Annotated in this window: 34 protein-coding genes and 1 pseudogene; 31 read left to right on the forward strand and 4 right to left on the reverse strand. The window is 46.8% G+C overall.

Annotated features, from left to right (window positions below):
* The first annotated feature begins 23 nt into the window (after positions 1-23).
* The 9 genes from serS to DW922_RS10950 all read left to right on the forward strand — a co-directional run bounded on the left by serS (position 24) and on the right by DW922_RS10950 (position 6162).
* Positions 24-1313, forward strand: coding sequence for a serine--tRNA ligase (serS, locus tag DW922_RS10915; protein WP_118540918.1), 1290 nt, complete (start codon positions 24-26; stop codon positions 1311-1313).
* Between the two features lie 90 nt (positions 1314-1403).
* Positions 1404-1817, forward strand: coding sequence for an EamA family transporter (locus DW922_RS10920; protein WP_118540916.1), 414 nt, complete (start codon positions 1404-1406; stop codon positions 1815-1817).
* A gap of 63 nt (positions 1818-1880) precedes the next feature.
* Positions 1881-2381 carry a YbaK/EbsC family protein gene (locus DW922_RS10925; protein WP_347560308.1) on the forward strand — a complete coding sequence of 167 codons (501 nt, stop codon included), beginning with the start codon at positions 1881-1883 and terminating at the stop codon, positions 2379-2381.
* A gap of 13 nt (positions 2382-2394) precedes the next feature.
* A complete protein-coding gene (locus DW922_RS18065) occupies positions 2395-2586 on the forward strand; it encodes a hypothetical protein (protein WP_243032178.1) in 192 nt (63 codons plus the stop codon).
* Positions 2583-2678: a hypothetical protein gene (locus DW922_RS18070; protein WP_243032182.1), complete on the forward strand. Its 96-nt coding sequence runs from the start codon at positions 2583-2585 to the stop codon at positions 2676-2678. Before DW922_RS18065 ends, DW922_RS18070 begins: the two co-directional genes overlap by 4 nt.
* A 67-nt stretch (positions 2679-2745) precedes the next feature.
* Positions 2746-3237: an NUDIX domain-containing protein gene (locus tag DW922_RS10935; RefSeq protein ID WP_118726552.1), complete on the forward strand. Its 492-nt coding sequence runs from the start codon at positions 2746-2748 to the stop codon at positions 3235-3237.
* 32 nt (positions 3238-3269) lie between these two features.
* On the forward strand, positions 3270-3707 hold the full coding sequence (locus DW922_RS10940) for a phenylalanine--tRNA ligase beta subunit-related protein (protein ID WP_118726553.1): 438 nt from the start codon (positions 3270-3272) through the stop codon (positions 3705-3707).
* A 41-nt stretch (positions 3708-3748) separates the two neighbouring features.
* Positions 3749-4660 (forward strand): hypothetical protein, encoded by a 912-nt coding sequence (locus DW922_RS10945; RefSeq protein WP_118726554.1) that lies wholly within the window; start codon positions 3749-3751, stop codon positions 4658-4660.
* A 104-nt stretch (positions 4661-4764) separates the two neighbouring features.
* Positions 4765-6162, forward strand: coding sequence for an AAA family ATPase (locus DW922_RS10950; RefSeq protein ID WP_118726555.1), 1398 nt, complete (start codon positions 4765-4767; stop codon positions 6160-6162).
* A 56-nt stretch (positions 6163-6218) separates the two neighbouring features.
* On the opposite strand, the gene DW922_RS10955 is transcribed toward DW922_RS10950, so the two are convergent.
* Positions 6219-6791 (reverse strand): flavin reductase family protein, encoded by a 573-nt coding sequence (locus DW922_RS10955; protein WP_118707920.1) that lies wholly within the window; start codon positions 6789-6791, stop codon positions 6219-6221.
* Between the two features lie 136 nt (positions 6792-6927).
* On the opposite strand from DW922_RS10955, the gene DW922_RS10960 reads away from it, so the two are divergent.
* The 7 genes from DW922_RS10960 (at position 6928) to DW922_RS10990 (ending at position 11435) form a co-directional block, all read left to right on the forward strand.
* Positions 6928-7257, forward strand: a complete 330-nt coding sequence (locus DW922_RS10960) for a helix-turn-helix domain-containing protein (protein ID WP_118541219.1) — start codon at positions 6928-6930, stop codon at positions 7255-7257.
* A gap of 28 nt (positions 7258-7285) precedes the next feature.
* Positions 7286-7978 (forward strand): chloramphenicol acetyltransferase, encoded by a 693-nt coding sequence (locus tag DW922_RS10965; protein WP_118726556.1) that lies wholly within the window; start codon positions 7286-7288, stop codon positions 7976-7978.
* A gap of 12 nt (positions 7979-7990) precedes the next feature.
* On the forward strand, positions 7991-8602 hold the full coding sequence (locus DW922_RS10970; RefSeq protein ID WP_118726557.1) for a sugar O-acetyltransferase: 612 nt from the start codon (positions 7991-7993) through the stop codon (positions 8600-8602).
* 5 nt (positions 8603-8607) lie between these two features.
* Positions 8608-9237: a hypothetical protein gene (locus tag DW922_RS10975; protein ID WP_118720028.1), complete on the forward strand. Its 630-nt coding sequence runs from the start codon at positions 8608-8610 to the stop codon at positions 9235-9237.
* The gene (locus DW922_RS10980) at positions 9224-9745 is read left to right on the forward strand and encodes a hypothetical protein (protein WP_118726558.1); all 522 of its coding nucleotides are present in this window, start codon (positions 9224-9226) and stop codon (positions 9743-9745) included. Before DW922_RS10975 ends, DW922_RS10980 begins: the two co-directional genes overlap by 14 nt.
* A 159-nt stretch (positions 9746-9904) precedes the next feature.
* Positions 9905-10840, forward strand: coding sequence for a DUF1848 domain-containing protein (locus DW922_RS10985; RefSeq protein ID WP_118726559.1), 936 nt, complete (start codon positions 9905-9907; stop codon positions 10838-10840).
* Between the two features lie 16 nt (positions 10841-10856).
* Complete coding sequence (locus DW922_RS10990; RefSeq protein ID WP_118726560.1) at positions 10857-11435, forward strand: NUDIX hydrolase; 579 nt, start codon at positions 10857-10859, stop codon at positions 11433-11435.
* A 150-nt stretch (positions 11436-11585) separates the two neighbouring features.
* Here DW922_RS10990 and DW922_RS10995 read toward each other — a convergent pair whose 3' ends face one another.
* Together DW922_RS10995 and DW922_RS11000 are read right to left on the reverse strand one after the other, a co-directional pair.
* On the reverse strand, positions 11586-12071 hold the full coding sequence (locus DW922_RS10995; RefSeq protein WP_118726561.1) for an HD domain-containing protein: 486 nt from the start codon (positions 12069-12071) through the stop codon (positions 11586-11588).
* 41 nt (positions 12072-12112) lie between these two features.
* Positions 12113-13858 carry an NFACT RNA binding domain-containing protein gene (locus tag DW922_RS11000; protein ID WP_118720036.1) on the reverse strand — a complete coding sequence of 582 codons (1746 nt, stop codon included), beginning with the start codon at positions 13856-13858 and terminating at the stop codon, positions 12113-12115.
* 319 nt (positions 13859-14177) lie between these two features.
* Here DW922_RS11000 and DW922_RS11005 point away from each other — a divergent pair, with 319 nt between their 5' ends.
* The 14 genes and pseudogenes from DW922_RS11005 (at position 14178) to DW922_RS17680 (ending at position 23858) form a co-directional block, all read left to right on the forward strand.
* Positions 14178-14537 carry a cupin domain-containing protein gene (locus DW922_RS11005; RefSeq protein WP_118726562.1) on the forward strand — a complete coding sequence of 120 codons (360 nt, stop codon included), beginning with the start codon at positions 14178-14180 and terminating at the stop codon, positions 14535-14537.
* Positions 14538-14540: 3 nt separating this feature from the next.
* A complete protein-coding gene (locus tag DW922_RS11010; RefSeq protein ID WP_118726563.1) occupies positions 14541-14990 on the forward strand; it encodes an AraC family transcriptional regulator in 450 nt (149 codons plus the stop codon).
* Positions 14978-15834 (forward strand): annotated as a pseudogene (locus DW922_RS18075) (cation:dicarboxylase symporter family transporter). The gene DW922_RS11010 and the pseudogene DW922_RS18075 overlap by 13 nt, the downstream one beginning before the upstream one ends.
* A gap of 72 nt (positions 15835-15906) precedes the next feature.
* A complete protein-coding gene (locus DW922_RS11025) occupies positions 15907-16212 on the forward strand; it encodes a DUF4491 family protein (protein ID WP_118540877.1) in 306 nt (101 codons plus the stop codon).
* A 241-nt stretch (positions 16213-16453) separates the two neighbouring features.
* Positions 16454-17332, forward strand: a complete 879-nt coding sequence (locus DW922_RS11030; RefSeq protein ID WP_118720042.1) for a YicC/YloC family endoribonuclease — start codon at positions 16454-16456, stop codon at positions 17330-17332.
* Between the two features lie 89 nt (positions 17333-17421).
* Positions 17422-18045, forward strand: coding sequence for a guanylate kinase (gene gmk, locus DW922_RS11035; protein ID WP_118540873.1), 624 nt, complete (start codon positions 17422-17424; stop codon positions 18043-18045).
* Between the two features lie 94 nt (positions 18046-18139).
* Positions 18140-18451, forward strand: coding sequence for a DNA-directed RNA polymerase subunit omega (rpoZ, locus tag DW922_RS11040; RefSeq protein WP_118726566.1), 312 nt, complete (start codon positions 18140-18142; stop codon positions 18449-18451).
* Between the two features lie 153 nt (positions 18452-18604).
* The gene (rimO, locus tag DW922_RS11045; RefSeq protein ID WP_118726567.1) at positions 18605-19945 is read left to right on the forward strand and encodes a 30S ribosomal protein S12 methylthiotransferase RimO; all 1341 of its coding nucleotides are present in this window, start codon (positions 18605-18607) and stop codon (positions 19943-19945) included.
* The gene (gene pgsA, locus DW922_RS11050) at positions 19929-20471 is read left to right on the forward strand and encodes a CDP-diacylglycerol--glycerol-3-phosphate 3-phosphatidyltransferase (RefSeq protein ID WP_118540867.1); all 543 of its coding nucleotides are present in this window, start codon (positions 19929-19931) and stop codon (positions 20469-20471) included. Before rimO ends, pgsA begins: the two co-directional genes overlap by 17 nt.
* Entirely contained in the window at positions 20472-21719 is a 1248-nt protein-coding gene (locus tag DW922_RS11055; RefSeq protein WP_118726568.1) for a competence/damage-inducible protein A, read from the forward strand.
* Between the two features lie 20 nt (positions 21720-21739).
* Entirely contained in the window at positions 21740-22066 is a 327-nt protein-coding gene (locus tag DW922_RS11060) for a hypothetical protein (protein WP_243032184.1), read from the forward strand.
* Complete coding sequence (locus DW922_RS11065) at positions 22060-23073, forward strand: DUF2953 domain-containing protein (protein WP_118726569.1); 1014 nt, start codon at positions 22060-22062, stop codon at positions 23071-23073. Before DW922_RS11060 ends, DW922_RS11065 begins: the two co-directional genes overlap by 7 nt.
* Positions 23074-23109: 36 nt before the next feature.
* Positions 23110-23556 carry a GerW family sporulation protein gene (locus DW922_RS11070; protein WP_118726570.1) on the forward strand — a complete coding sequence of 149 codons (447 nt, stop codon included), beginning with the start codon at positions 23110-23112 and terminating at the stop codon, positions 23554-23556.
* A 164-nt stretch (positions 23557-23720) separates the two neighbouring features.
* Positions 23721-23858 (forward strand): hypothetical protein, encoded by a 138-nt coding sequence (locus DW922_RS17680; RefSeq protein ID WP_182436865.1) that lies wholly within the window; start codon positions 23721-23723, stop codon positions 23856-23858.
* Positions 23859-24005: 147 nt separating this feature from the next.
* On the opposite strand, the gene rpmB is transcribed toward DW922_RS17680, so the two are convergent.
* Positions 24006-24191 (reverse strand): 50S ribosomal protein L28, encoded by a 186-nt coding sequence (gene rpmB, locus DW922_RS11075; protein ID WP_118533668.1) that lies wholly within the window; start codon positions 24189-24191, stop codon positions 24006-24008.
* A gap of 278 nt (positions 24192-24469) precedes the next feature.
* Between rpmB and DW922_RS11080 the strand changes: the two genes are divergently transcribed.
* The gene (locus tag DW922_RS11080) at positions 24470-24826 is read left to right on the forward strand and encodes an Asp23/Gls24 family envelope stress response protein (RefSeq protein WP_118540859.1); all 357 of its coding nucleotides are present in this window, start codon (positions 24470-24472) and stop codon (positions 24824-24826) included.
* Position 24827 lies beyond the last annotated feature (1 nt).

Raw genomic sequence — 24827 nt, forward strand, 5'->3', positions numbered from 1 at the left:
AGAAACGTATACAGGAGGAAGAGATGTTAGATTTAAAGTTTGTCCGTGAGAATCCGGACATCGTAAAGAAAAATATCGAAAACAAGTTCCAGTTTGAGAAGCTTCCGCTGGTGGACGAGGTGATCGAGCTGGATGCGAAGAACCGTGCAGCAAAGGCAGAGGCAGACAGCCTTCGTGCATCCCGCAACAAGCTCTCCAAGCAGATCGGCCAGTTAATGGGCCAGGGCAAGAAGGAAGAGGCAGAAGAGGTTAAGGCTCAGGTAGCAGCAAACGCAGCACGCCTGGCAGAGCTGGAGGCTCAGGAGACCGAGCTGGAGGCAAAGGTATTAAAGATCATGATGACCATTCCGAACATCATCGATCCGAGCGTACCGATCGGTAAAGATGACAGCCAGAACGTAGAGATCGAAAAATTCGGCGATCCGTTCGTACCGGATTTTGAGATTCCGTATCATACCGACATCATGAAGACCTTTGACGGCATCGACTTAGACGCAGCAGGTAAAGTAGCAGGAAACGGCTTCTACTACCTGATGGGCGATATCGCAAGACTTCATTCCGCAGTCATTTCCTACGCTCGTGACTTCATGATCGACCGTGGCTTCACTTACTGCATCCCGCCATTCATGATCCGCAGCAACGTGGTAACCGGCGTTATGTCCTTCGCAGAGATGGATGCTATGATGTACAAGATCGAGGGTGAGGACCTGTACCTGATCGGTACCAGTGAGCACTCCATGATCGGTAAGTTCATCGACACCATTACCCCGGAAGACCAGCTTCCGAAGACCTTAACCAGCTATTCCCCATGCTTCCGTAAGGAGAAAGGTGCCCACGGCATTGAGGAGCGCGGTGTATACCGTATCCACCAGTTCGAGAAGCAGGAGATGATTGTTGTCTGCAAGCCGGATGAGTCCAAGATGTGGTACGACAAATTATGGCAGAACACCGTAGATCTGTTCCGTTCCATGGACATCCCGGTTCGTACCCTGGAGTGCTGCTCTGGTGACCTGGCAGACTTAAAGGTAAAATCCTGTGACGTAGAGGCATGGTCTCCGCGTCAGAAGAAGTACTTCGAGGTAGGTTCCTGCTCCAACTTAGGAGACGCACAGGCACGCCGCTTAAAGATCCGCGTAGACGGACCGGACGGAAAGTACTTCGCTCATACCTTAAACAACACCGTAGTTGCTCCGCCGCGTATGCTGATCGCATTCCTGGAGAACAACCTGCAGGCAGACGGTACTGTCAAGATCCCGAAGGTGCTGCAGCCGTATATGGGCGGTATGGAAGTTATGGTACCGAAGCACAAATAAGATATATTGGCAGAAAGCCGCCGCACGTTGGATATGCGGCGGCTTTCATTATATTATTTTCGGAGTTGAACATATGAGGAGAAATGCGTTATGTGGTTTTTATTCGCATTATTATCGGCAGTATTTGCGGCACTTACATCCATTCTTGCGAAAGTCGGCATTGATGGCGTGAATTCCAACCTTGCAACAGCGATCCGGACTATGGTGGTTGTTGTGATGGCATGGGGAATGGTTTTTCTGACACATACCCAGAGCGGTATTTCCGAGATCAGCAAAAAGAGCTGGCTGTTTTTGATTCTTTCCGGACTTGCAACCGGGGCGTCCTGGCTTTGTTATTATCGGGCACTGCAGATCGGGGAGGCATCCAAAGTGGTGCCGGTTGATAAACTGAGCGTGATCATTACGTTGGTTCTCGCATTTGTATTTTTGCACGAATCCTTTACAATGAAATCCATGATCGGGTGTGTCCTGATCGGAGCGGGAACGCTGCTGATGGTGCTGTAGGTGCGGGGACAGGATATAGGAACATAATCAGTTTGAAGTGAATGCAACAGGATTGTCAGATATATGATGGAAACACAGGAGGAAGCAGTCATGTCACTGGAAAAAGCAAAAGCATATCTGGAGGCAAAAGGCTTTCTAGATCATGTGATTGAATTAAAAGATTCCACTGCAACGGTTCATGAGGCGGCAGAAGCACTTGGTGTGCAGCCAGCCATGATCGCAAAGACCATGTCATTTTTGCAGGGAGAAAAAACAGTGCTGATCCTGACAGAGGGAACGGCAAAGGTGGATAACCGGAAATATAAGGACACCTTTCATATGAAGGCCAGGATGATCCCGTTTGATGAAGTAGAGCAGCATGTGGGCCATGCGCCGGGCGGAGTATGCCCGTTTGGGATCAGGGAAGGTGTGGAAGTGTATCTGGATGAGAGCCTTCGTCAGTTTGACGTAGTCTATCCGGCAGCAGGCAATGACCACAGTGCGGTAAAACTGACGATTCCGGAATTGGAACAGGTAGCTGGTGCAAACGACTGGGTGGATGTTTGCAAAGAAGCGGAAGAGTGAGGAAAGAGGAGCAATGACAGGATTAGGAACCATCATCAGCAGCGGCAAATCCATGCTGCTTGTGCTTTGCCTGGCAATCGGGACCGTGATCGGGGAACTGATCGGAATTGAGCGGGGTTATCATCATTGCGGTCTTGACATCATCCATGGGAAAAGGGTGTGCGTTTTCTGGTTGGTTCTGCACGGATCTTTTGTATCGGCGTGAACCTGATCTGGGGGAAGAAGCTGAGTGTGGCCAATATGCTGCCGTCAGTAATACTCGCTGTTGTGGCAGCGTATCTGCCATGGGGATTCTAACATATTGGGTTATGAAATAACGATAACGCACATGTGAATGTATGGATATGGGAGAAAGAGGTGTGAAATGATTCAGAAACATTGTTTTGAATGCGGCTCAGAGCTGACCGAACAGGAACTGGACGGGGAAGGAATCGTTCCCTATTGTCCAAAGTGCAAACAATACCGCTTCCCTATGTACAATGTGGCGGTCAGCATGATCGTTACGGATGAAAAAACCGGGAAAATCCTGCTGATCCAGCAGTATGGAAAGCTAACTTACATTTTGGTGGCTGGTTATGTGAACCGCGGCGAAGCCGAGGAAGATGCAGTTGTGCGTGAGGTGAGAGAGGAGACGGGACTTCACGTTTCCCATATGAAATTTAACCGGACCAGCTTCTTTGAGCCATCCAACACGCTGATGTGCAATTTTACTGCCTATGTGGACAATGCTGAAGAACTGCACATCAATCAGGAGGTGGACCGGTGCAAGTGGTTTCCACCGGAAGAAGCAAGAACCAATATCCGGCCAAATAGTCTGGCGGAGTATTTTTTGAAGAGCTATCTGGATGAAAGATAGCTCTTCAAAAAATTTCGTAAGAGGTGACACGTATGAATAGAACGATAAACATAGATCCTGCCTTACTTTCGGTTTACCCGGAGATCCGTCTTGGCTGTCTTCATTCTACCGCAGAAATAAAAGCATCTTCGGACGTATTTTGGAATTATCTGGATCATGAAATCCTTCCAGCGGTAAAAAATGATATCGAAGGAAAAGAGTGGAGCGAGGTTACAGGCGTGCGAGGAAGTCGCGCCGCTTACAAAGCATTTGGCCGCAATCCGGGGCGTTACCGTGTTTCTTCCGAGGCATTGCTGCGCAGAGTGCGGCGTGGTGACGAGCTGTACCATGTGAATTCTGTCGTGGATGTAAATAACCTGATTTCCGTGGAAAGCGGATTGTCTGTCGGTTCTTATGATCTGGAACAGCTGCAGGGTGATATTGTGTTTCGCAAAGCAGAAGCCAGTCAGGTGGAAGTATGGAATTTATAGTTGGAAAGGAAACAACAAACTGATACATAAGGAGAAAAAAGATGCCGTTTACTTATGAGAAAAAGAAGTGGATCATAGTTGCAGTCTGGCTGCTGATTGCGGTTTTATCGTTTACTGTAGCAGCAAAGTATGCCTCTGCCCCGGAACATCATAAAGAAGTAATTTCCTCGCTGGACGAAAAAAAGGATACGGTTCTTGAACTCACGGTAGCTGCAACAGCAACTTCTGCGCTAATCACGCTGCTGCCTGGTGATGTGGCAACACCCATTGCGGAAAAAATAGCAGATTTAAGCGGTTATCTGATGATTGTACTTTGCGCGATATTTTTGGAAAAATATTTGGTGACAATTACTGGATATGCTGCGTTTCACATTTTTATTCCATTGGCCTGTTTGCTGTTTGCCGGAAATAAATTCTTTGAAAACGACAGTATCCGATGTCTTGCCAGAAAACTTTTGGTATTTGGAATTTGTATTTTCCTGGTAGTTCCATCCAGCGTAAAGCTGGCAGATCTGATTGATGATACGTATCATACACAGATCGATCTGACGCTGGACGAGGCTAGGAAAACACAGAAAATCCTGGAAAGTCAGTCAGAATCCGATACAACGGCAGTCCAGCCTGAACAAAATGCTAAAACAGAACAGAAGCAGCAAAAAGAAGGAAGCGGTAATCTGTGGGAAATGGCAAAGGGAGCCTTGAACAGTGCAAAAGAATCTGTTACGAGTGCAGTGGAAAATGTAACATTATCAACAGAAGAGCTGTTGCAGAAAGCAGAGCATTCCCTGAGCCGTTTTGTGGAGGCTGTGGCAGTCATGTTGATCACATCCTGTGTGATCCCACTTCTGGTCTTGGTCGTATTTGTCTGGCTGATCAAGATTTTGGTGAATGTAGATCTGAGCAGAAAGATGACTGTGATATCTGATCTGAGAAAGAGGTCTGGGGAAAAATAATGCCTGGAATAAAAGTCTGAGACAAAGGCTTCCTGTCTTGTGATTCTGAATGGAATCAAGTATAATGAACTCAGATAAAAGCGTTTTTGATGGGAGAAATTTGCATGGGAAGTTATCTGAATCCGGGCAGTTTTTCATTTCGCGGCAGTCTTCGTTCAAAAATATATGTGGACAAAAGCGAATTGATCGCAAGGACGAATGAAGCTCTTTGTACAGAGCAGAAATACATCTGTGTAAGCCGTCCAAGAAGATTTGGCAAGTCTATGGCAGCCAATATACTTGCCGCGTACTATGACCGAAATGAAGATACAGAAGAATTGTTTCAGAGTCTTGCAATCAGTAAAGAAAAATCATATAAAGAACATCTGAATCAATATGACGTGATCAAGATTAATATGCAGGAATTTTTAAGCATGTCAGAAACCATGGAAGAGATGCTTGAGATGCTTAAAAATTATCTGGTTTCGGATTTTAAAGAAACCTTTCACGAAATACAATTTCGGGATGAAAAGAACCTGATTCAGGTTATGAAGGATGTATTCCGTTATACGAAATGTCCGTTTGTGATTTTGATCGATGAATGGGATTGTCTGTTCCGTGAGTATAAACAGAATAAAGATGCACAGAAAAAGTATCTGGATTTTTTACGTGCATGGCTGAAAGATAAAGACTATGTGGCGCTGGCTTATATGACAGGGATTCTCCCAATAAAAAAATATGGTTCTCATTCGGCATTGAATATGTTTACGGAATATTCCATGACGAATCCAAGGGAGATGGCTGAATATTTCGGCTTTACAGAGAAAGAAGTAACGTCACTGTGTGAAAGATTTCATCGAAATTTTGAGGAAACGCAAGCCTGGTATGATGGATATGAACTGGTAGCAGTGAACGGCGAAGAAAAAATTTCGTACGCGATGTATAGTCCGAAATCGGTAGTAGACGCGATGCTCAGTGGCGTGTTCGATAACTACTGGAATCAAACAGAAACATATGAGGCATTAAAAGTATATATTAAGATGAATTTTGACGGACTCAAGGATTCGGTAATCCGTATGCTTGCAGGAGAACGAGTCCAGATCAATACGGGAACATTTTCAAATGATATGACGAATTTTCAAGGGAAAGATGATGTTTTAACATTGCTGATCCATTTGGGATATCTGAGCTATCACTGGCCGGATAAAACGGTTACAATTCCTAACAAAGAAGTTTCCCAGGAATATATCAATGCAATCAGTACCATGGACTGGGCTGAAGTAACAGCGCCAGTTGAGTCTTCCAGAAAATTATTAAAGGCTCTTTGGAATCTGGATAAACCGGCAATCGTTATGGAATTGAAATGGGATAAAAGCGCGAGAGGTGCAATCAGCCAGATTAAAGACAAACACTATGTAGATGCACTGAAAGAATATCAGGGAAATCTTCTTTTGGTGGGGATTAATTATGAGAAAGATACGAAGACACATACTTGTGTGATTGAAAGAATGTATAAGGATTAAAATGGATTGCAAAAGCCCGCCAAATTTTGAGCGGGCTTTTGCAATCTATTTCTCGATTATTTCTTCATCAGCGGAGCACCGGTCTGCCATGCCTGGCCAACCTTTTCCCCGATGGCATAGTAGCCGCTCTGGAACTGGTCGAATACGAAAGCATTTAACTTGGTCGGGTCCACATTTCCTTTTTCATCCAGGACCGATTCATCGGCCAGAACGCCGACGATCTCGCCGATCACATGGTGCCCGTAGACTTCCATTTTGTCTTCTACAACACGGCATTCCAGGGTAAGCGGGAATTCCTGAACGACAGGGGCGTCGACCTTTTCGCTCTTGACAGAAGTCAGACCGCTGCGCTCAAATTTATCTTCCATTTTGTTGCCGCTGGCAATGCCGAAGAAATCAGCCGCTTCGATGTGCGGGATATCCGCGATGCTTAAGGTAAAAGCACCGTGCTTTTTGATATTTTCAGAAGTTTTATGATCTTCATCGATGTTTAAAGAAACCATGTTCGCTGCGCAGATGCCGCCCCATGCCATGTTCATGACATCAACACTGCCGTTTTCGCCGTAGGTTGCGATCATCAGAACCGGCATTGGAAACAGATATGGTTTGATTCCTAAATCTTTTTTCATGAAAAATCCCTCCAGTCTTCTTATGGATTGACTTCGTATGGTCATCCTCCTATAATGATAGCAGACGACGTAAAAAACACAAGTACTGTTAAGAAAGACAGGTACTATCCTGAAAGGAAGTGTGAAGATGGGATGCATGGAACGTTATATTGAGCATGCGAATTTTGCGGATACCGGGTTTAGCTACACGATGTCACTGATCAGCGGCAAACACAAAATGGTAATCCTGTACTGTCTCATGGAATATGAACCAGTCCGTTTTAATGAAATGAAGCGGTATCTGGGAAACATCACAGACAAGACATTGAGCAGCAATTTAAAAGAGCTGGAAGCAGACCAGCTGATCGTGCGCAAGGAATATCCGCAGATCCCGCCGAAAGTGGAATATTCTCTTTCGGAGCGGGGCAAGTCGCTAATGAAGGTGTTGGACCAGCTTTGTGTGTGGGGTGCGAAAAACCGCCTGTAGATGAATTAAGATAGGGGGAATACAAGTCATGACTTCGTATCAAAAAATCGATATGGAAACCTGGGCGCGCCGGGAACATTACCAGTATTATACGGAAAAACTGAAGGTTGAGTGCAACATGACAGCGCTTATCGATGTGAAGAATCTGCTTGATTTTTGCCATTCATGCGGCTATAAATTTTATGCATCTCTAATCTATCTGGTCACAAAAGTAGTGAACCGGATTGAAAATTTCCGCATGTTCCGGGATGCAGATGGGCACCTTTGTGTCTGGGAGCAGGTGGTTCCAAACTACACGATTTTTCATGAGGACGATAAAACGTTCTCCGATTGCTGGACGGATTATTCCAGTGATTTTGATACCTTTTACCGGGATATCATAACGGATATGCAGACTTATAAAGACAAAAAAGGAATCAAGGCAAAGGCAGGACAGCCAGCCAACTTTTACTGCATTTCCGGTGTGCCGTGGACCTCATTTACTGCACTCGGCAGCAGGACAACGAACGGTTCAGACCCGGCATTTTTTCCGATCATTACGATGGGAAAATACGAAAAAAATGGTGACAAGATCACGATGCCGGTGAATCTTCTGATCGCACATGCGGTAGCAGATGGGTATCATGCAGGACTGTTTTTCCAGTATTTGCAGGAGGAACTTGACGGGCTGCAGGAAGCGGCGGAAAAGCAGAGCGAGATGACTGGAATACAGGTAGGATAGGAGAAGACAAACATGACCGAAAAAGAAAAAATGTTAAATCAGATGCTTTATGATGCCAATTATGATGGAGCATTGAAGGCAGAACGTATCCATGCCAAGGAACTGTGTCATCAGTATAATCAGCTTCATCCGGCACAGGAAGAAGAACAGCGGGAGATTTTGCTTCAGCTTCTGGGAAAAATGGGCGAAAATTTCTGCATCACAGCACCGTTCTGGTGTGATTATGGCTATAACATTGTGCTGGGCGAAAATTTTTATTCCAACCACAATATGGTCATCCTGGACTGCGCGAAAGTTACATTCGGGAATAATGTATTTGTCGCACCGAACTGTGGCTTCTATACGGCGGGGCATCCGATCGATCTGGAGCGCCGTAACCAGGGACTGGAATACGCGTATCCGATCACGGTTGGTAACAATGTCTGGATCGGAGCGGGCGTTCAGGTCATGCCGGGTGTCACCATTGGGGATAACGTTGTGATCGGCGGCGGAAGCGTTGTGGTCAAAGATATTCCAAGTGATTCTGTAGCGGTTGGAAATCCATGTAAAGTTGTTCGCAAGATTACAGAAGCTGACCGGAAAACCTGCTGGGACCGGAAAACAAAGGATGAAAAAAGGAGTTAAATAATGTGATCGCAGAACTATATCATAAGACGGTTTCCGTTCTGGAAGATGAGCTGACTGGGAATTTTTTCGGAACCATGCGTTATATGCCGTTTCAGCGTGGCCTTGGGTGGATTTTCCGGCATTATACTGTCAGCAGGGATCCTGAGGTGATGCGTATTTTGAACACGCTTACAGACGATGCATTTACGTTGGAATTCTGGAAACGTTCGGAAAACGGGCTGGTGGAGATTGACGGATTTATCCCGTTTTCCGATGTTGGAATCGGGATTGAAGTGAAATACCGCAGCGGTTTATCCGGAGAGGATCAGTTGGAAAAAGAAGCGTTGGTGCTCCAGAATGAGTGGTGCAGGAAGAAGGAAAAGATCCTGCTTCTGGTGGCAGATGCAGAAGAAGCGAAGCAGATTTATGCGGAAAACTGCACCAAGCCGGTGTTTCAGAACGTGCATCTTGCGTATCTTTCCTGGCAGGATATTCTCCTTGGTCTGGACCAGCTACCTGTCGTGACCCCATACGGAAAGACGATGATCGGGGATTTGAAACAGCTGCTTACGGAAAAAGGATTTGTGGCCTTTGACGGCTTTACATGGTCCAAGACGGAAGTGGAGGAGACGTTGTATTATGACTTCGGGTGAAAATATACATAATGCGTTTTTGGTGGTATTCCAGACGTTAAAAAATATTGAAAAGCTTATGAAAAAATGCAGGGCAGAGCTGGATGAAGAACGGTACTACATGCCGATGGAGCGCTTCATGCGCTACAGCTCTGATCTTACCTGGGAGGGCTGGATCTATTGGAGCTTTATTCTGTTATTCCAGAGAAAGGAAGACGGGCCAGTCATGGAAAATGGCTGGATCAACGGGCCGGTTTATGCAGTGGAGATCAATGTAGACCCGGATACCTGCGAAACTCCGCAGCTGATCGTGGCGAGAATGGATTTTGACGGTATCCCGTCCTGGTCGAAGGGCTGTTCCCCAGCGAACCATACGCTGTTTTACAATGCGATTCATGAGGAAGAACTGCAGTCTTTCTGGGGACTTTCCCGTGTGATAAAAAAGAATTATGAACTTACGGATGTGAAGCAGGGCAATTACAAAGAAATGATTTTTGGAACGATAGAAACCCTGAGTCAGGATACTTAAGAAAAGAAGGTGACAAGCCGTGGATACAGGTCAGAAAATGCGCCGTTTGCAGAGCCGGTTATATACAGGTGGATTCGGGATCCTGCTGTTTTCCGTGTGGTCCGGCATCCGGGATATCCAGATTTTGTTTGAAAAATATGAGAAATTGTGAGGCATCTTATGATTATACAAACTGGAATGAGAACAGACATTCCGGCATTTTACAGCGAATGGTTTTTCAACCGGCTAAACGCTGGATATGTTCTGGTACGAAACCCATACAACGAGAACCAGGTGACAAGATACAGCCTGTCGCCGGATGTGGTCGATCTGATCGCGTTCTGCACAAAGAATCCGGCGCCGATGCTGCCGCACATGGATGCATTAAAACCATATGGGCAATACTGGTTTGTAACGATCACGGCTTATGGAACTGACATTGAACCGCATGTACCGTGCAAAGAGGCCGTGATGGAAGATTTCAAACGACTGTCAGAATGCGTGGGCGTGGACAGCATCGGCTGGCGGTACGATCCTGTTTTTCTCGATGAGGAACACACGGTGGCATGGCATATCTCTGAATTCGAAAAGATGGCAAGGACACTGGCTGGTTACACAAAAACCTGTGTGATCAGCTTCCTTGATCTTTACCGGAAAGTAGAGCGGAATTTCCCGGAAGCCAGGAATGTCCCCCAAAAAGACCGGATCGCGATCGGAAAAGAACTGATCCGGATTGCGGCGCAGTACGGAATGACGGTCAGACCCTGTGCTGAGGGAACGGAACTGACAACGTATGGGGCTGACTGTTCGGGCTGTATGACGATCCAGACCTTTGAGACGGCGTTGCATGCCAGTCTGGATGTGCCGAAGAAATATCAGAGCCTGAAAAACCGGAACTGCGGATGCATGATCACCGCGGATATTGGAGCTTATGATACCTGTGCACATCTGTGCCGTTACTGTTATGCCAATTCCAATCTGGCACTGGTACGGGAAAACAGGAAAAAACATGATCCGAACTCCCCGTTTCTGATCGGACATGCGATGCCGGGAGATGTGATTCATGAGGCAGAACAAAGAAGCTGGATCGACCGGCAGTTGAAACTGGAATGGTAGAGGAGAGGTTTGAAGAATGGATCGAAAGGAATTGATTAGCAAAATAAAGAAATATCAACCCTTCAATGAGCAGGAAGAGATGGATAAGGCGCTCATATTGAATTGGATTGAAACACAGGAAAATGCATTCTCAAGGGAAAATACGGTGGCGCACATGACGGCTTCGGCCTGGGTGGTGAACAAAGAACGGAATAAGGTCCTGATGGTCTACCACAATATTTACAACTCCTGGTCCTGGTTGGGCGGGCATGCAGATGGCGAGACAGATCTGCTTGCCGTTGCAGTCCGGGAAGTAAAGGAAGAAGCCGGAATCACGAATGTCCGCCCTGTGTCCGATGAAATTTTTTCCCTGGAGTCCCTTACGGTAGACGGACACGTAAAAAAGGGACGTTATGTATCCAGCCATCTGCACCTGAATGTAACCTATCTGCTGGAAGCAGATTCTGAAGAAGCTGTTTCGGTAAAGGCGGATGAGAACAGTGGTGTGGCATGGTTTGCACCAGGAGAAGCTCTGAAAAAATCCACAGAGCCATGGTTTGTAGAACATGTATATGGGAAGCTTGTGGAAAAGATGAAAACAGGAGGAGCGCTATGAAACTGATCCGTCAGGAAATGAGAAAGCTTGCACCGGAAGGCGCAGTCATCAAGCATGCGGCAAGCCCGATGAAAGGTGCCTATCTGGAATATTGACGTACGAAAACCCCATCTTTTGAGAAATGAAAAAGATGGGGCTTTGACTTTGCTATCAGCGAAGCAGTTTGTGGAAAGCCGGGCGCAGGGTTTCTTTCATAGCGCACCATTTGTCTGCCAGGCAGACCAGCCAGGCTTCCCTGCATCCTGGGGGAATGGGAGTAAGCGGAAACATGTGGCGTGCAATCATGTTTTCCTCCCGCTTATTGAGCTTGTAGTCACGAAGCGCATTTCGCAGCGCTGTGTTCGGATGATGAAAGCCGTGGAGACGGTGCGATGCATCGTTTTCGTGCCAGTCGTACAAAAAATAATCATGCAGCAGAGCGCCCTTTACGAGGGAAATTTCATCCAGCGGAATGTGCCATTTTTCCATGAGGAAGAGGCTGACATACGCAACGTGAATGCTATGCTGGTAGATGGTCGTGCAGCCATGCTGCATGGCTGCTTTTTCTTCGTAAAATCTTCCCTCGTGCGCAAGCTCCCGGATGGTGTCGGCCAGCAGCTTTTGCCGTCTTGGGGATAAAGAATTTCCTGTTTTCATGTGGTGCGGATCACCTCGTAAATTGGTTTTGGCAACTGTTTTTATCCGGTCACTTCTGGCAGCACCAGCTTCGGCTCTGCCATCAGGGAGTAATTGGTATGGTAAATGACAAATCCAGGAGCGCCTCCGGCGGCTTTTTTCACGTGTTTTCGCTGGATATAGTCGATCTCGACCTTATCGTTGTCCCGGCCTTTGGAGTACCAGGCAGCCAGTGCAGCAGCTTCTTCAAAGGTGCGGTCCGGCAGCTCTTTTCCTTCGGTGCGGACCACAACATGGGATCCTGGAATGCCTTTGGCGTGAAACCACCAGTCGTTGCCGTTTGCAATCTTGAAGGTAACTTCCTCATTCTGGTAGTTGTTTTTTCCAACATAAATATCGAAGCCGTCGGTGGAGCGGTAGTGGTACGGGCGGCTGGTGATCTTCGGCTTTTTCGCTCCGTACGGGCGCTTTTTCACAAAGCCAAATTCCATCAGCTCTTCCTTGATCTGCACCAGATCGTCTTCTTTCAATGCGATATCCAGAGCCGTGCTGATGGATTCCAGGTGATCGATTTCCTGTTTTGTTTCCAAAGTCAGGTCGCTTAACGCTTCGTAAGTACGCTTTAATTTATTGTACTTGGCGAAGAATTTCTGGGAGTTCTCCTGGGCGGAAAGCTGCGGGTCCAACGGAATTTTGACTTCCTCATTGGTGTAGTAATTCAGGCATTTCAGTTCTTTTTCCCCGCCTTTTAATTCGTATCCGTAGGTGTTTAACAGTTCACCGTATACCTTATATTTGTCACGCTTTTCCGTATCCTTTAACTGCTTTTCCTGCAGGTCATATTTCTTGTAGTTCCGCTCTAAGGCAGTCTGGACGATCTTACGGAGATCGACCGATTTCTGGCGGATGCGGGTAACGGCGTTTTTCTCGGAATAGTAGCAGTCTAACAGATGGCTGATCGAGTCAAACTTCTTTTCCTGGTAATCACCGGATTCGTAGCAGGTCAGCGGGACAGAGGCAAATTCCACCGGCTCCTCGCCGCGGTAGATGATGTTTGGCGTGAAGGTTCCGGTTTTGACATCGTCCATCAGCAGTGTGAACATGTGGTACAAATGGGTCAGTTCTGCCGGAGTCAGCTCGTTAGCAGAGCGGTCGCCGTCCACAGAAGCCATGTGGCAGATTTCCGTGCCGATGATCGGGCTGATGCCGGTGAGCTTCTGGTACAAGGCTTTCTGCACCGGAGCAGGGGTAGAACCGATCACACGGACAAAGCTTTCCTCAGAGATGGTAAGCGGGTCTTCTTTATCTGTAGTGTGCGGGATGAAATACATCCGGCCCGGCAGTACCTCGCGCACAGAGCTGACCTGCGCAGAAACGTGTTTGATGCTGTCTAAAATCGTGCCGTCTTCCTTGCAGAAGATGATATTGCTGTGCTTGCCCATCAGTTCCACTATGAGGCGTTTTCGCTGAAGGTCGCCAAGCTCATCTAAGTGCTCAATCTTCAGTTCGATGATACGCTCCAGTCCCGGCTGGGAGACCTCAACGATGCGGCCGGTTCCGATGTGCTTGCGCAGCAGCATGCAGAAGTTCGGTGCGGTCAGGGGACTTGGCTTGTTCGTCTCTGTAAAATAGACCAGCGGCAGACTTGCACTGGCGGAAATAGAGAGACGCAGGGTTTCCTTATTATTTTTTACCGTGAACAAAAGCTCATCTTTTTCCGGCTGGGCGATCTTGTTGATCTTGCCGCCCTCCAGTTTGTTGCGGATATCATGAACCAGGTTCGCGATTACGATTCCATCAAATGCCATATTAAATATAAAACTCCTTTCCATATAAAATGGAACTTGCCCCGTGCCGAAAACAGGGGCAGTTACGATTCTTCCAATTATACAGGAAGAAAACGAAATTTACAAGTTAGCGTTCAAAGACAGAGATTTTCAATTCAGAACCCCAAATTTCTGGGCACACATGCGGGAACACCAGCTTTACAAGAACGTGGAAGTGGGGTGAAAAATTACAAATTGAGGTATTTCAGGCAGCATGATATAATCGAAAAAATGAAAGAAAAGATCCGAAAAATACAAAAATCTGGATTTATGATATATTTGTGAGTATGGAGGAAGGATAATGGAAAAATACGATTTCAAATATGAAACGAATGGGCAGACACGTATACAGCTCAGCGTAATAAAAGGCAGTTCTTATCGTTATCTGTGGCATGAAGAATTGGAACTTATGGCGGTCCTTTCCGGTGAACTGGAATATTTTGCCAGTCAGAAATCATACCATTTAAAGGCTGGTGACATGCTCTTTTTTCCTTCCGATTGCGGACATTCTATCATTTCCAGGGAAGCGGAAAACCGGACGCTCAGTCTGAAACTTCATCCCAGAGTGCTTACGGAGTGGGGCGTTTACGGTACATCAGAAACGCAGGCTATTTATATACCGGCAGAAACATCAGACTGCCTTATGAGGTACCGGGAGTAGATCGTGGACATCTATGAATGTTTCAAAAAACAAACTCCTGTCCGGTATAAAATGGCAGAATCCCTGGCGTGCCTTTTATTTGTTGATCTTTTGGAGCGACACGGACGGCTGGAAACAGAAAAAGCAGCAGATGTGGGAGGCGGAAACAGGAATCAGTATATGCCCCAGATCGATGCCTATATCCGGGAACATCTGACGGAAAACATTTCGTTGACCCAGCTGGCTGCACATGTGGGATATAACAAAACATATCTCAGCGGACAGTTTCGGCAATGGTTCGGCTTCCGGCTGTCTGATTATGTGAAACAAATGCGGCTTCAAAAAGCAATTCCGCTTCTGGAAGAACAGAAAAAGACCATTCTTGAGATTGCACTTGCGTTCTGGGAAACAGCAGTGATGCTGCCATGTCAGAAATCAATTTTGGAGATCATATCGTTGGAATGTTTACCGTAAGCGACTTTCCGGATCTTCTCTCCAGAAGTCATGTGCTCCCGCTGATCATCTTTGCGGTATTTCTTGGAAGTACGGTTTCCGCAATGGGGGATGAGGGAAAGCCAATTGCGGAAGGTCTTACTAAGATTGCATCCGTATTTTACAAAATGATCGGCATTCTGATGAAAGCAGCTCCGATTGGTTTGGCTGCGTATTTTGCAGATTTAACCGGTACCTATGGATCTTCTCTTATGGGAACCTATTTCCATGCGATCATCATGTATTACCCGATGTTGTTTTTGTATATGCTGGTGTTCTTTACGCTGTATACGTTTTTTGCAGGTGGAACGAAGGGGGGAAAAGCGTATTTTAAAAACATTCTGACTCCGGCTTTAACTGCACTGGGAACCAGAAGTTCTGCAGCAGCGATTCCGGGGCAGATGGAGGCATGCGACCGGATCGGAGTTCCGCGGGAAGTCAGCTTGGTTGTGATCCCGATGGGGCAACCTGCCATATGGATGGTTCCTGCATGAGCAGTATTTTCAAAATTACGGTAATGTGCTATGTGTTTAACCGTCCACTGAATGGAATTTCAGATATTGCATTTGCATTTTTTGTGGCAGTATGCAGTTCCGTAGCCATGTCTTCCGTACCGGGAGGCGGAGCCATTGCGGAAACCATAATCATTTCCCTGTTTGGATTTCCGGTAGAAGGGTTACCGATCTGTATCATGCTGTCACAGCTGTGCGATGCGGCAACCACACTGGTAAACTCCAGTGGAGATACAGCAGCTTCCATGGTGGTTACCAGACTGCTGTACGGAAAAGACTGGTTGGAACAAAATTTATCTGGAAAACAGGAATGATGTATGGTATTCTAAATAGGATTTTTGTTTTAGTAAGATGAATCAATTACTAGGAAGAAAGAGGAAGTCAGCATGCATATCGGAGGATTGCTCGTTGGAATTTTTACATTTCTGATCATTGGAGCGTTTCACGGAGTTGTCGTGAAGACGGAATATTATTTCAGTAAGCGGGTATGGCCGGTTTTTCTGATACTTGGAATCTTTTTTCTGGTACTTTCTCTGCGGATTGCAAATACAGCAGCAGGAAGTATTGTGGCAGTACTTGGCGTGACGTTTCTCTGGAGTATTAAGGAGCTTTTCGAGCAGGAGGAGCGGGTGAAGAAAGGATGGTTCCCGGCAAATCCGAAACGGAAACAGAAAGATACCGATGCGTTTTGAGAGATTCCGGTATCAGTATCATAGGAAAAAGGTTTTTGAACCTGGCAGCATAACAGGAAAAAAGAAAAATGTCTTCTGACCAGATATGGAACAGATATCTGGCTTGAAGGCATTTTTTGATGTTCCGTGCGGTCAAAAGGATGTCAAAACGAATTTCCGAATTTGAAATGCGAAGCCGTTGACTTGTTTTTCCATTTGAATTATAATGTAAGTTATCTATGGCAAAGGAGCAGACCACATCATGATAAAAAGCATGACCGGATTTGGTCGCTGCGAGATCGTTACCGCGGAATATAAAATCTCCGTAGAGATCAAGGCAGTCAACCACCGTTATCTTGACTTAAGCATCAAGCTGCCGAAAAAGTTCAACTATTTTGAGGCAGGCATCCGCAATCTGCTGAAGACTTACATTCAGCGTGGAAAAGTGGATGTATTTATCAACTACGAAGACTACACAGAAGAGAAAATGTGCTTAAAGTACAACAGTTCCCTTGCTGCGGAATATATGAACTGCTTCAAACAGATGGAAGAGCAGTTTGGCATCAAAAACGACATCACCGTGTCCGGACTTGCCCACATGCCGGAGGTTCTGGTTATGGATCAGGTTGCGGAAGATGAGAACAAGATCTGGCAGGAACTTTCCGAGGCTGTGGAGGAGGCTGCAAAGAAATTTGTAGATTCCCGTGTTCAGGAAGGCGAAAAGTTAAAGACTGACCTGCTTGGCAAACTTGATTACATGGGCAGCCTTGTTGCTTTTATCGAGGAGCGTTCTCCGGTTATTTTAACAGAGTACCGCCAGAAACTGGAAGACAAGGTGAAGGAGCTTCTTGGCAGCACCCCGCTTGATGAGGGACGCATTGCAACAGAGGTTACCATCTACGCGGACAAGATCTGTGTCGATGAGGAGATGGTCCGTCTTCACAGCCACATCGATGCGACCAGAAAGGAACTGGAAGCAGGCGGAAGCGTGGGAAGAAAACTGGACTTTATCGCCCAGGAGATGAACCGTGAGGCCAATACCACACTTTCCAAATCGAGTGATCTGGAAATCTGTGACAAGGCAATCGCCTTAAAGACAGAGATTGAAAAAGTCAGAGAGCAGATTCAGAATATTGAATGATATCAGGACCAAAAGGATTGTGAGAGCATGCAGTGTGAAACAATCTGGTATCATCCATCATGGAATAAGATAAGAATCGAGGATTGAGTATGAGCCGTAAGGGAATTTTAGCGGTTGTTTCCGGCTTTTCGGGAGCAGGAAAAGGAACTTTGATGAAAGCACTGCTTTCAGGGTATGCAGACCAGTATGCTTTATCCATTTCCGCGACCACACGCGGACCGCGTGAGGGCGAAGTGGACGGCAGAGAGTATTTCTTCAAGACAAAAGAGCAGTTTGAGCAGATGATCGCAGAAGACGCGCTGATCGAACATGCCTGCTATGTGGGAAACTACTACGGAACCCCGAAGAGCTATGTCATGGAGCAGCTGGAAGCCGGTAAAAATGTTATTTTGGAGATTGAAATCCAGGGTGCGCTTGCAGTCAAAGAGAAATTCCCGGACACTCTGCTTTTGTTTGTGACTCCGCCAAGTGCTGCGGAACTGGAGCACAGACTGCGCGGCCGCGGAACTGAGACCGAAGAGGTGATTAAAAACCGCTTAAAACGTGCCGTGGAAGAAGCTGAGTACATGGACCGTTACGATTACATTCTGGTAAATGACGATCTGGAAACCTGCGTAAAAGAAATGCATGAGCTGATCCAGGCGCAGCGTCACAAAACCTCCCAGAATCAGGAGTTCATCGCAGAAATGAAAGAGGATTTAAAGCAGTTTTAATCAGTGAAAACTGTTTTTATCATAGAGTTTTACCGTTTCTATCCGGTAAAAATTTTAAAAGAAAACAAGATATCCCCCAGAAAGGAGTTTTATTATGTTACATCCATCTTATACAGATTTGATCAATGCAGTAAACAGCGAGGTTGAGCCGGGCGAGCAGCCAGTGGTACAGAGCCGTTATTCTATCGTGCTGGCAACTTCCAAGCGTGCAAGACAGATCATCGGAGGCGCTGAGCCGCTGATCGCAAAATCCGCAGGCAAGAAGCCGCTTTCCATCGCTGTGCAGGAGCTTTACGAGGGTAAGGTAAAGATCCTTGGTGAGAACGACGAGGATGAAGATGAGGTAAAAGCAGTAGAAGCTGCACCGGCAGAGGCAGTAGAAGCTGCAGAAAATACCGAAGAGTAAGAATTTTGTCTGGAGACATTTTCCTCCGGAAAGCAGAAACAATGGCAGAAAACGGAAAACGAATTTTGCCGCGTAATACACAAAAAGAAAGGAGAAAGCCGTCTCATCGCACATGGAGATGGCTTTTTCCATAAAAACAGGAGTTATGAATTTATGAAAATATTATGTGTTTCCCTTGGCTGTGACAAAAACCTGGTCGATACCGAGATGATGCTCGGTCTTTTAAACCGGGATGGCCATACCTTCACGGATGATGAAAACGAGGCAGATATCATTGTGGTCAATACCTGCTGCTTCATCAATGATGCGAAGGAAGAGAGTGTCAATACCATTCTGGAGATGGCAGAGCTGAAAAAGACTGGAAAGTGCAAGGCACTGATCGTGACGGGATGCATGGCGCAGCGTTACAAACAGGAAATTCTCGATGAGATCCCGGAGGTGGATGGTATCCTTGGTACTTCTACTTACGATGAAATTTCAAACGTATTAAAGCAGGCACTTGGCGGAGAAGAGCATATAAGCTGTTTCCACGATTTAAACGCACTTCCGGAGGTTGAGACCGAGCGTGTCATTACGACTGGCGGATATTATGCGTTCTTAAAGATCGCAGAGGGCTGCGACAAGCACTGCACTTACTGCATCATCCCGAGCCTGCGCGGCAATTATCGCAGTGTGCCGATGGAACGTCTGTTAAAAGAGGCAAACCAGCTGGCTGACCAGGGCGTACGGGAACTGATCCTGGTGGCTCAGGAGACAACTCTTTACGGTGTTGATCTTTATGGAAAGAAAATGCTTCCGGAGCTGCTTCACAAGCTGGCAGAGATTCCGGGCATCTACTGGATCCGCATTCAGTACTGCTATCCGGAGGAGATCACCGATGAGCTGATCGAGGCGATCCGCACCGAAGAAAAGGTCTGCCATTACCTGGATGTCCCGATCCAGCATGCGAGCGACCGCATCTTAAAGCGCATGGGACGCCGCACCAACCAGGCACAGCTTCGCGAAATCATTGGAAAGCTTCGCGCGGCAGTTCCGGATATCGCACTCCGCACCACGATGATCGCTGGTTTCCCGGGTGAGACCCAGGAAGACCATGAAGAGGTTATGCGATTTGTCGATGAGATGGAGTTTGAGCGTCTGGGTGTATTTACCTATTCTGCGGAAGAGGATACTCCGGCAGCTACCTTCCCGGACCAGATCCCGGAGGAAGTGAAAGAGGAGCGCCGTGACGAGATCATGGAGCTGCAGCAGGAGATCGCTTTTGAAAAGTCTGAGTCCATGGTTGGACGTGTCCTGGATGTCATGATCGAGGGCAAGGTAGCCGATGAAGCTGCTTATGTGGGAAGAACCTACATGGATGCCCCGAATGTAGATGGATATATCTTTGTTAACAGCGGTGAACTTTTCATGTCCGGCGATTTTGTACGGGTGAAGGTAATTGGTTCCAACGATTACGATCTGATCGGGGAGGTATATGATGAATCTGCCGAATAAACTGACGGTCATGCGGGTGATCATGATCCCGTTTTTTGTGATCAGCCTTCTTGCCTTTCATGGGGAAGTGCGTTTGCTCCGCAATCTTGCAGCGGCGATTTTTATCGTTGCGAGTCTGACAGATATGCTGGACGGAAAAATTGCCCGCAAGTACAATCTTGTTACGAACTTTGGAAAATTTATGGATCCGTTAGCGGATAAGCTTCTGGTCTGCTCTGCACTGATCTGTCTCATTGAACTGGGACAGCTTCCGGCGTGGATGGTCATCATCATCGTCAGCCGTGAATTTATCATCAGCGGGTTCCGCCTGATCGCGGCAGAGCAGGGCATTGTGATCGCTGCCAGCTACTGGGGCAAGTTTAAGACCACATTCCAGATGATCGCAGTCATTTTGATGATCGTGAATCTTCCGGTCCTGTATTTCTTAACGGTGATCTGCACCTGGGTTGCACTGGTGCTGACTGTCGTGTCGCTGGTTGATTATATTGCAAAGAATCATAAAGTGCTTACAGAGGGGGCAATCTAAATGGTAGTGGAACTGATTTCAGTCGGTACAGAGCTTTTACTTGGAAACATTGTAAATACCAATACCCAGTTTCTGGCAGAAAAATGTGCGCTTCTTGGCCTGACCATGTACCATCAGGTGACGGTGGGAGATAACCATGACCGTCTGGCGGAGGTGATCCGGACTGCGTTAAAGCGCTCGGATGTCATCATCCTGACCGGAGGCCTTGGACCAACGGAAGATGACCTGACTAAAGAGGTCTGCGCGGAGGTTATGGGATTTCCATTAGTGGAGGATCCGCACACCAGAGAGCGGATCGAGGAATATTTCAAGAATAATATTTATAAAGTCATTTCAGAGAATAACTGGAAACAGGCGATCATCCCGGCGGGATGCATTGTCCTGGACAATGACAATGGAACTGCTCCGGGTCTGATCCTGGAGAAATACGGCAAGTCTGCGATCCTGCTTCCGGGACCGCCGAATGAATTGTACCCGCTGTTTATGAATCAGGTATTCCCATATCTGCAGAAGCTTCAGCCGGAGGTGATCCGTTCCCAGATGGTGAAGATCTGCGGAGTTGGCGAGAGCCAGGTGGAGGATAAGCTGCTGGATCTGATCGATAAGCAGCAGAATCCGACCATTGCAACCTACGCAAAGACCGGAGAGGTTCATATCCGCGTTACTGCAAAGGCTGCAAATGAGGAAGAAGCCAAGAAGCTGGTAAAACCAGTTGTAAAAGAGATCAAGAACCGTTTTGGCGATTGCGTTTACTCAACCAAGGAAGAGGAAACGCTGGAACAGGCTGTTGTAAAATTACTGAAGAAGTACGAGCTGACCGTAACGACTGCAGAGTCCTGCACCGGTGGACTGCTTGCAGGCCGCATCATCAATGTGCCGGGCGCATCTGAGGTGTATAACGAAGGCTTTATCACTTATTCAAATAAAGCAAAACGCAAATACCTGGATGTCAGCAAGAGCACGCTCAAAAAATATGGCGCAGTCAGCGAGCAGACAGCCCGGGAGATGGCAACCGGCGGCGTGTTTGCAACCGATTCCGATGCCTGCGTAGCCGTGACTGGTCTGGCTGGTCCGGATGGCGGAACCGAGGAAAAGCCGGTCGGTCTGGTTTACATTGCCACCTATATGAAGGACAAGGTCAGCGTCGAGAAATACCAGTTTAAGGGCAACCGGGATAAGATCCGGGAACAGGCCGTTGTAAAGGGACTGGATCTTTTGCGCCGTTCCATTCTCGATAATTACCGGTAATCGTGCAAGAGGGAGATGCTATGCAGTGGTACGATCATTTATACATGGGGAAGAAGGCACGCCGGCACCGCTATGCGATCATCCAGGGAATCCGGGAGGAAAAGCTGCAGCCGGAGGTTTATGTGATTACATCCCCGCAAAATGGAGAGAATCTCTGTGATATCTACCCTTCCGTGATGCTTCTGACTCCGGCAGAAAAGAAAAAAGAACGCATGATCCTGGGCATTGCCGTTACATACTGGGAAGCGCTGGAGGTGGTCCGCAGGATGGTAGATGATCTGTATCAGAAAACAGGAGAGGTATCGGCGGCATCCTTTGCCCGCTTTACAGGAAATGATGTATGGTAGCGATTGTACTGGGAATCTTAAAACTGATCGGCATTCTGATCCTGATCGTGCTGGGACTGGTTCTGGCGGTCATCTTCAGCGTGCTGTTTGTGCCGGTGCGGTACCGGGCAGAGGGAAGCTGTTATGAATCCTTCAAAGGCAAGGCTTCGGTAAGCTGGTTCTTTCACCTCATCTCATTAAAAGCTTTCTATGACGGAGAACTGCATGTGGATTTCCGGATCCTCTGGTTTCATCCCGGATGGGAAAAGTCAGACGGGAAAGCGGCGGGAGAAACGCCGGAGGAAAACTCCCCTGAAATTCCAGAAGGAAATTCAGAAAAAGCTCTGGAAGAGAACGTGGCTTGTGCGAATGGGAATCCGGAAGAACAAAAAAGTGAATCTGGTCAGGAACTGAAAGAACGGATGGAGACTGCTGAAGTGGCAAAACCGGAATCGGATCTGCCAGATGCCTCAAAGAAAAGCGAAACGGCACAATCTGCGGAAAATGCTGGGAAAACAACGGAAGCCGGACAGAAACCAAAAGAGCATAAGTCTCGTCTGTCCATTCTGACAGAACGTTTGCGCCGCTTCTGGACTGGCTGGAAAAAACGGATTTGCAGCATTCCCAAAAAACTGAAAAGACTTGCGAAAAAGTTGAAACAAGGAAAACAACAGTGGGATACTATCTGGCACTTTCTTCAGGATGAAGAAAACAAAGCGGCGTTTCGGCTGGCAAAGAAACAGATCTTTGGAATCATCCGGCATATTTCGCCGCAGAAGATGGCAGGAAAACTTCGGTTCGGCTTAGGAGATCCGTATAGGACCGGGCAGGTTCTCACCTGGATTAGTCCGTTTTATCCTCTCTATGGCCGGAGCGTTCAGGTGATTCCAGATTTCCTGGAAACCTGTCTGGAGGGAGAACTGAAACTGAAAGGGCGCATCCGGCTTGCGACACTTTTGCTTTTTATATTCCGGGTGCTTCAGAATAAAAATATCCGTTTATGGATAAAAAAATGGCGGGAGGCGTAAGGTGTCAGCGCGCGTTCCAAAAAGGAGGACAATACGATGGCTGAGAATCAATTTGTTTCAACAGTAGAAGCCCTGTTTAAGGGAATGGATCAGTTTGTGACGACCAAGACGGTGGTGGGAGATGCCGTAAAGGTGGACGATGCCATCATTTTGCCGCTGGTGGATGTGACCTGCGGCATGGCAGCGGGTTCTTTTGCGGAGAATGCCAAGCACAATGGCGGAGGCGGTATGAGTGCCAAGATGAGCCCAAGTGCTGTCCTTGTGATCCAGAACGGTGTGACCAAGCTGGTCAACATCAAACAGCAGGATGCGGTAACCAAGGTTTTGGACATGGTACCGGATTTTGTAAATAAATTTGTTGGCGGAAAACAGGAGACACCGGAGGTGTCAGAAAAGGCGATGGAGACGGCCAATGAGATGGCAGCTGCACAGGAAGTCCCTGCACAGGAAGAAAAAAGCAAAAACGAAGTGCAGGCAGATTAGAAATCAGGCGGGAGACGCTGCGCTGTACTGCATGAAATCATCTGGCGGAATATCGCGAAAAAGACAACATCATAAGCCCTGGTTCATACCTTATGGAATCTGGCATATACTAATAAGGAATAGAGGCTGCGCAGACGACAGCCATATCATATCAGGAGGCTGCCATGAGGCGTGTTCTGGGGCTTATGCTTTTTTGTTTTGGGATCGGAATGACGCTTCTTTTGTTCATTCCGGAGACATTGTCGACCCTGATCTTTATCATTGGGTGTCTGACGTTGGGATATTATCTGTTCTGCTGCTAGACTGCAAACGAAAATTGCAAAAAGAGCAGTTTTTTGTTAAATGCATGTGTAGAAGATGATGAAAAGATGAAAAGAAAACAAGCGGATAAGAATGGGTAACGAAAAAGAGGACATGTCAAACGACATGTCCTCTGCATTCAGTTCCAATTATGCTCTTTCAACTAAGCCAGAACGTAAGCAAGAAGTACATACATACATCTTCTTAGCTCCTCCATTAACTTTAACCTTAACGGATTTAACGTTTGCTTTCCAGATCGCGTTGGATCTTCTATGGGAGTGGCTCACGTTATTTCCGAAGTGAGCAGCCTTTTCACAGATTGCACATTTAGCCATGATTGCACCTCCTTAACCGGTACTTGGTCCCGTAAGGAACCACAACATAAAGTATGATAGCAGAAAGTCATGGTTTTGGCAAGTGAAATTTTACATTTTTTTGAGAAAATATTTTTGTTTCTTGTTTTCGAGAAAACTCGTCATGGACAGCAGGAAAGATATATGGTATGATTGATTAGTTAAATTATGCCCTTTTATCCGGGCATCCAGAAAACTATGTTGCTGGCCACGCATGTGTGAGCAGTAACCTAAATTCAGATAGATATGGAGGGGTTTCTATGAAAGGACGCATCAACAACAAACTGGGCGAGATTCAGATTAGCTCCGATGTGATCGCCATGTATGCAGGCATGACGGCGGTAGAGTGTTTTGGTATTGTTGGTATGGCAGCTGTCAGCATGAAAGATGGTCTGGTTAAGCTGTTAAAGCGCGAGAGTCTGACTCACGGAATTACCGTAGAGGTGAAGGACAACCATATTTCCATCGATTTCCACGTGATTGTGGCCTATGGTGTCAGCATCTGTGCAGTATCTGACAATCTGATCGCAAGCGTAAAATACAAAGTAGAAGAATTCACCGGCATGGAGGTTGACAAGATCAACATTTATGTAGAAGGTGTACGAGTTATCGATTAAG

This window comes from Clostridium sp. AM42-4 (assembly GCF_003480105.1).
Taxonomy (GTDB): domain Bacteria; phylum Bacillota; class Clostridia; order Lachnospirales; family Lachnospiraceae; genus Brotaphodocola.

Bases quoted from the DNA above. Each gene is read 5' to 3' on its own strand.
- serS (WP_118540918.1), top strand. From the start codon at position 24: ATGTTAGATTTAAAGTTTGTCCGTGAGAATCCGGACATCGTAAAGAAA.
- DW922_RS10920 (WP_118540916.1), top strand. From the start codon at position 1,404: ATGTGGTTTTTATTCGCATTATTATCGGCAGTATTTGCGGCACTTACA.
- DW922_RS10925 (WP_347560308.1), top strand. From the start codon at position 1,881: ATGATGGAAACACAGGAGGAAGCAGTCATGTCACTGGAAAAAGCAAAA.
- DW922_RS18065 (WP_243032178.1), top strand. From the start codon at position 2,395: ATGACAGGATTAGGAACCATCATCAGCAGCGGCAAATCCATGCTGCTT.
- DW922_RS10935 (WP_118726552.1), top strand. From the start codon at position 2,746: ATGATTCAGAAACATTGTTTTGAATGCGGCTCAGAGCTGACCGAACAG.
- DW922_RS10940 (WP_118726553.1), top strand. From the start codon at position 3,270: ATGAATAGAACGATAAACATAGATCCTGCCTTACTTTCGGTTTACCCG.
- DW922_RS10945 (WP_118726554.1), top strand. From the start codon at position 3,749: ATGCCGTTTACTTATGAGAAAAAGAAGTGGATCATAGTTGCAGTCTGG.
- DW922_RS10950 (WP_118726555.1), top strand. From the start codon at position 4,765: ATGGGAAGTTATCTGAATCCGGGCAGTTTTTCATTTCGCGGCAGTCTT.
- DW922_RS10955 (WP_118707920.1), bottom strand. From the start codon at position 6,791: ATGAAAAAAGATTTAGGAATCAAACCATATCTGTTTCCAATGCCGGTT.
- DW922_RS10960 (WP_118541219.1), top strand. From the start codon at position 6,928: ATGGAACGTTATATTGAGCATGCGAATTTTGCGGATACCGGGTTTAGC.
- DW922_RS10965 (WP_118726556.1), top strand. From the start codon at position 7,286: ATGACTTCGTATCAAAAAATCGATATGGAAACCTGGGCGCGCCGGGAA.
- DW922_RS10970 (WP_118726557.1), top strand. From the start codon at position 7,991: ATGACCGAAAAAGAAAAAATGTTAAATCAGATGCTTTATGATGCCAAT.
- DW922_RS10980 (WP_118726558.1), top strand. From the start codon at position 9,224: ATGACTTCGGGTGAAAATATACATAATGCGTTTTTGGTGGTATTCCAG.
- DW922_RS10985 (WP_118726559.1), top strand. From the start codon at position 9,905: ATGATTATACAAACTGGAATGAGAACAGACATTCCGGCATTTTACAGC.
- DW922_RS10990 (WP_118726560.1), top strand. From the start codon at position 10,857: ATGGATCGAAAGGAATTGATTAGCAAAATAAAGAAATATCAACCCTTC.
- DW922_RS10995 (WP_118726561.1), bottom strand. From the start codon at position 12,071: ATGAAAACAGGAAATTCTTTATCCCCAAGACGGCAAAAGCTGCTGGCC.
- DW922_RS11000 (WP_118720036.1), bottom strand. From the start codon at position 13,858: ATGGCATTTGATGGAATCGTAATCGCGAACCTGGTTCATGATATCCGC.
- DW922_RS11005 (WP_118726562.1), top strand. From the start codon at position 14,178: ATGGAAAAATACGATTTCAAATATGAAACGAATGGGCAGACACGTATA.
- DW922_RS11025 (WP_118540877.1), top strand. From the start codon at position 15,907: ATGCATATCGGAGGATTGCTCGTTGGAATTTTTACATTTCTGATCATT.
- DW922_RS11030 (WP_118720042.1), top strand. From the start codon at position 16,454: ATGATAAAAAGCATGACCGGATTTGGTCGCTGCGAGATCGTTACCGCG.
- gmk (WP_118540873.1), top strand. From the start codon at position 17,422: ATGAGCCGTAAGGGAATTTTAGCGGTTGTTTCCGGCTTTTCGGGAGCA.
- rpoZ (WP_118726566.1), top strand. From the start codon at position 18,140: ATGTTACATCCATCTTATACAGATTTGATCAATGCAGTAAACAGCGAG.
- rimO (WP_118726567.1), top strand. From the start codon at position 18,605: ATGAAAATATTATGTGTTTCCCTTGGCTGTGACAAAAACCTGGTCGAT.
- pgsA (WP_118540867.1), top strand. From the start codon at position 19,929: ATGAATCTGCCGAATAAACTGACGGTCATGCGGGTGATCATGATCCCG.
- DW922_RS11055 (WP_118726568.1), top strand. From the start codon at position 20,472: ATGGTAGTGGAACTGATTTCAGTCGGTACAGAGCTTTTACTTGGAAAC.
- DW922_RS11060 (WP_243032184.1), top strand. From the start codon at position 21,740: ATGCAGTGGTACGATCATTTATACATGGGGAAGAAGGCACGCCGGCAC.
- DW922_RS11065 (WP_118726569.1), top strand. From the start codon at position 22,060: ATGGTAGCGATTGTACTGGGAATCTTAAAACTGATCGGCATTCTGATC.
- DW922_RS11070 (WP_118726570.1), top strand. From the start codon at position 23,110: ATGGCTGAGAATCAATTTGTTTCAACAGTAGAAGCCCTGTTTAAGGGA.
- DW922_RS17680 (WP_182436865.1), top strand. From the start codon at position 23,721: ATGAGGCGTGTTCTGGGGCTTATGCTTTTTTGTTTTGGGATCGGAATG.
- rpmB (WP_118533668.1), bottom strand. From the start codon at position 24,191: ATGGCTAAATGTGCAATCTGTGAAAAGGCTGCTCACTTCGGAAATAAC.
- DW922_RS11080 (WP_118540859.1), top strand. From the start codon at position 24,470: ATGAAAGGACGCATCAACAACAAACTGGGCGAGATTCAGATTAGCTCC.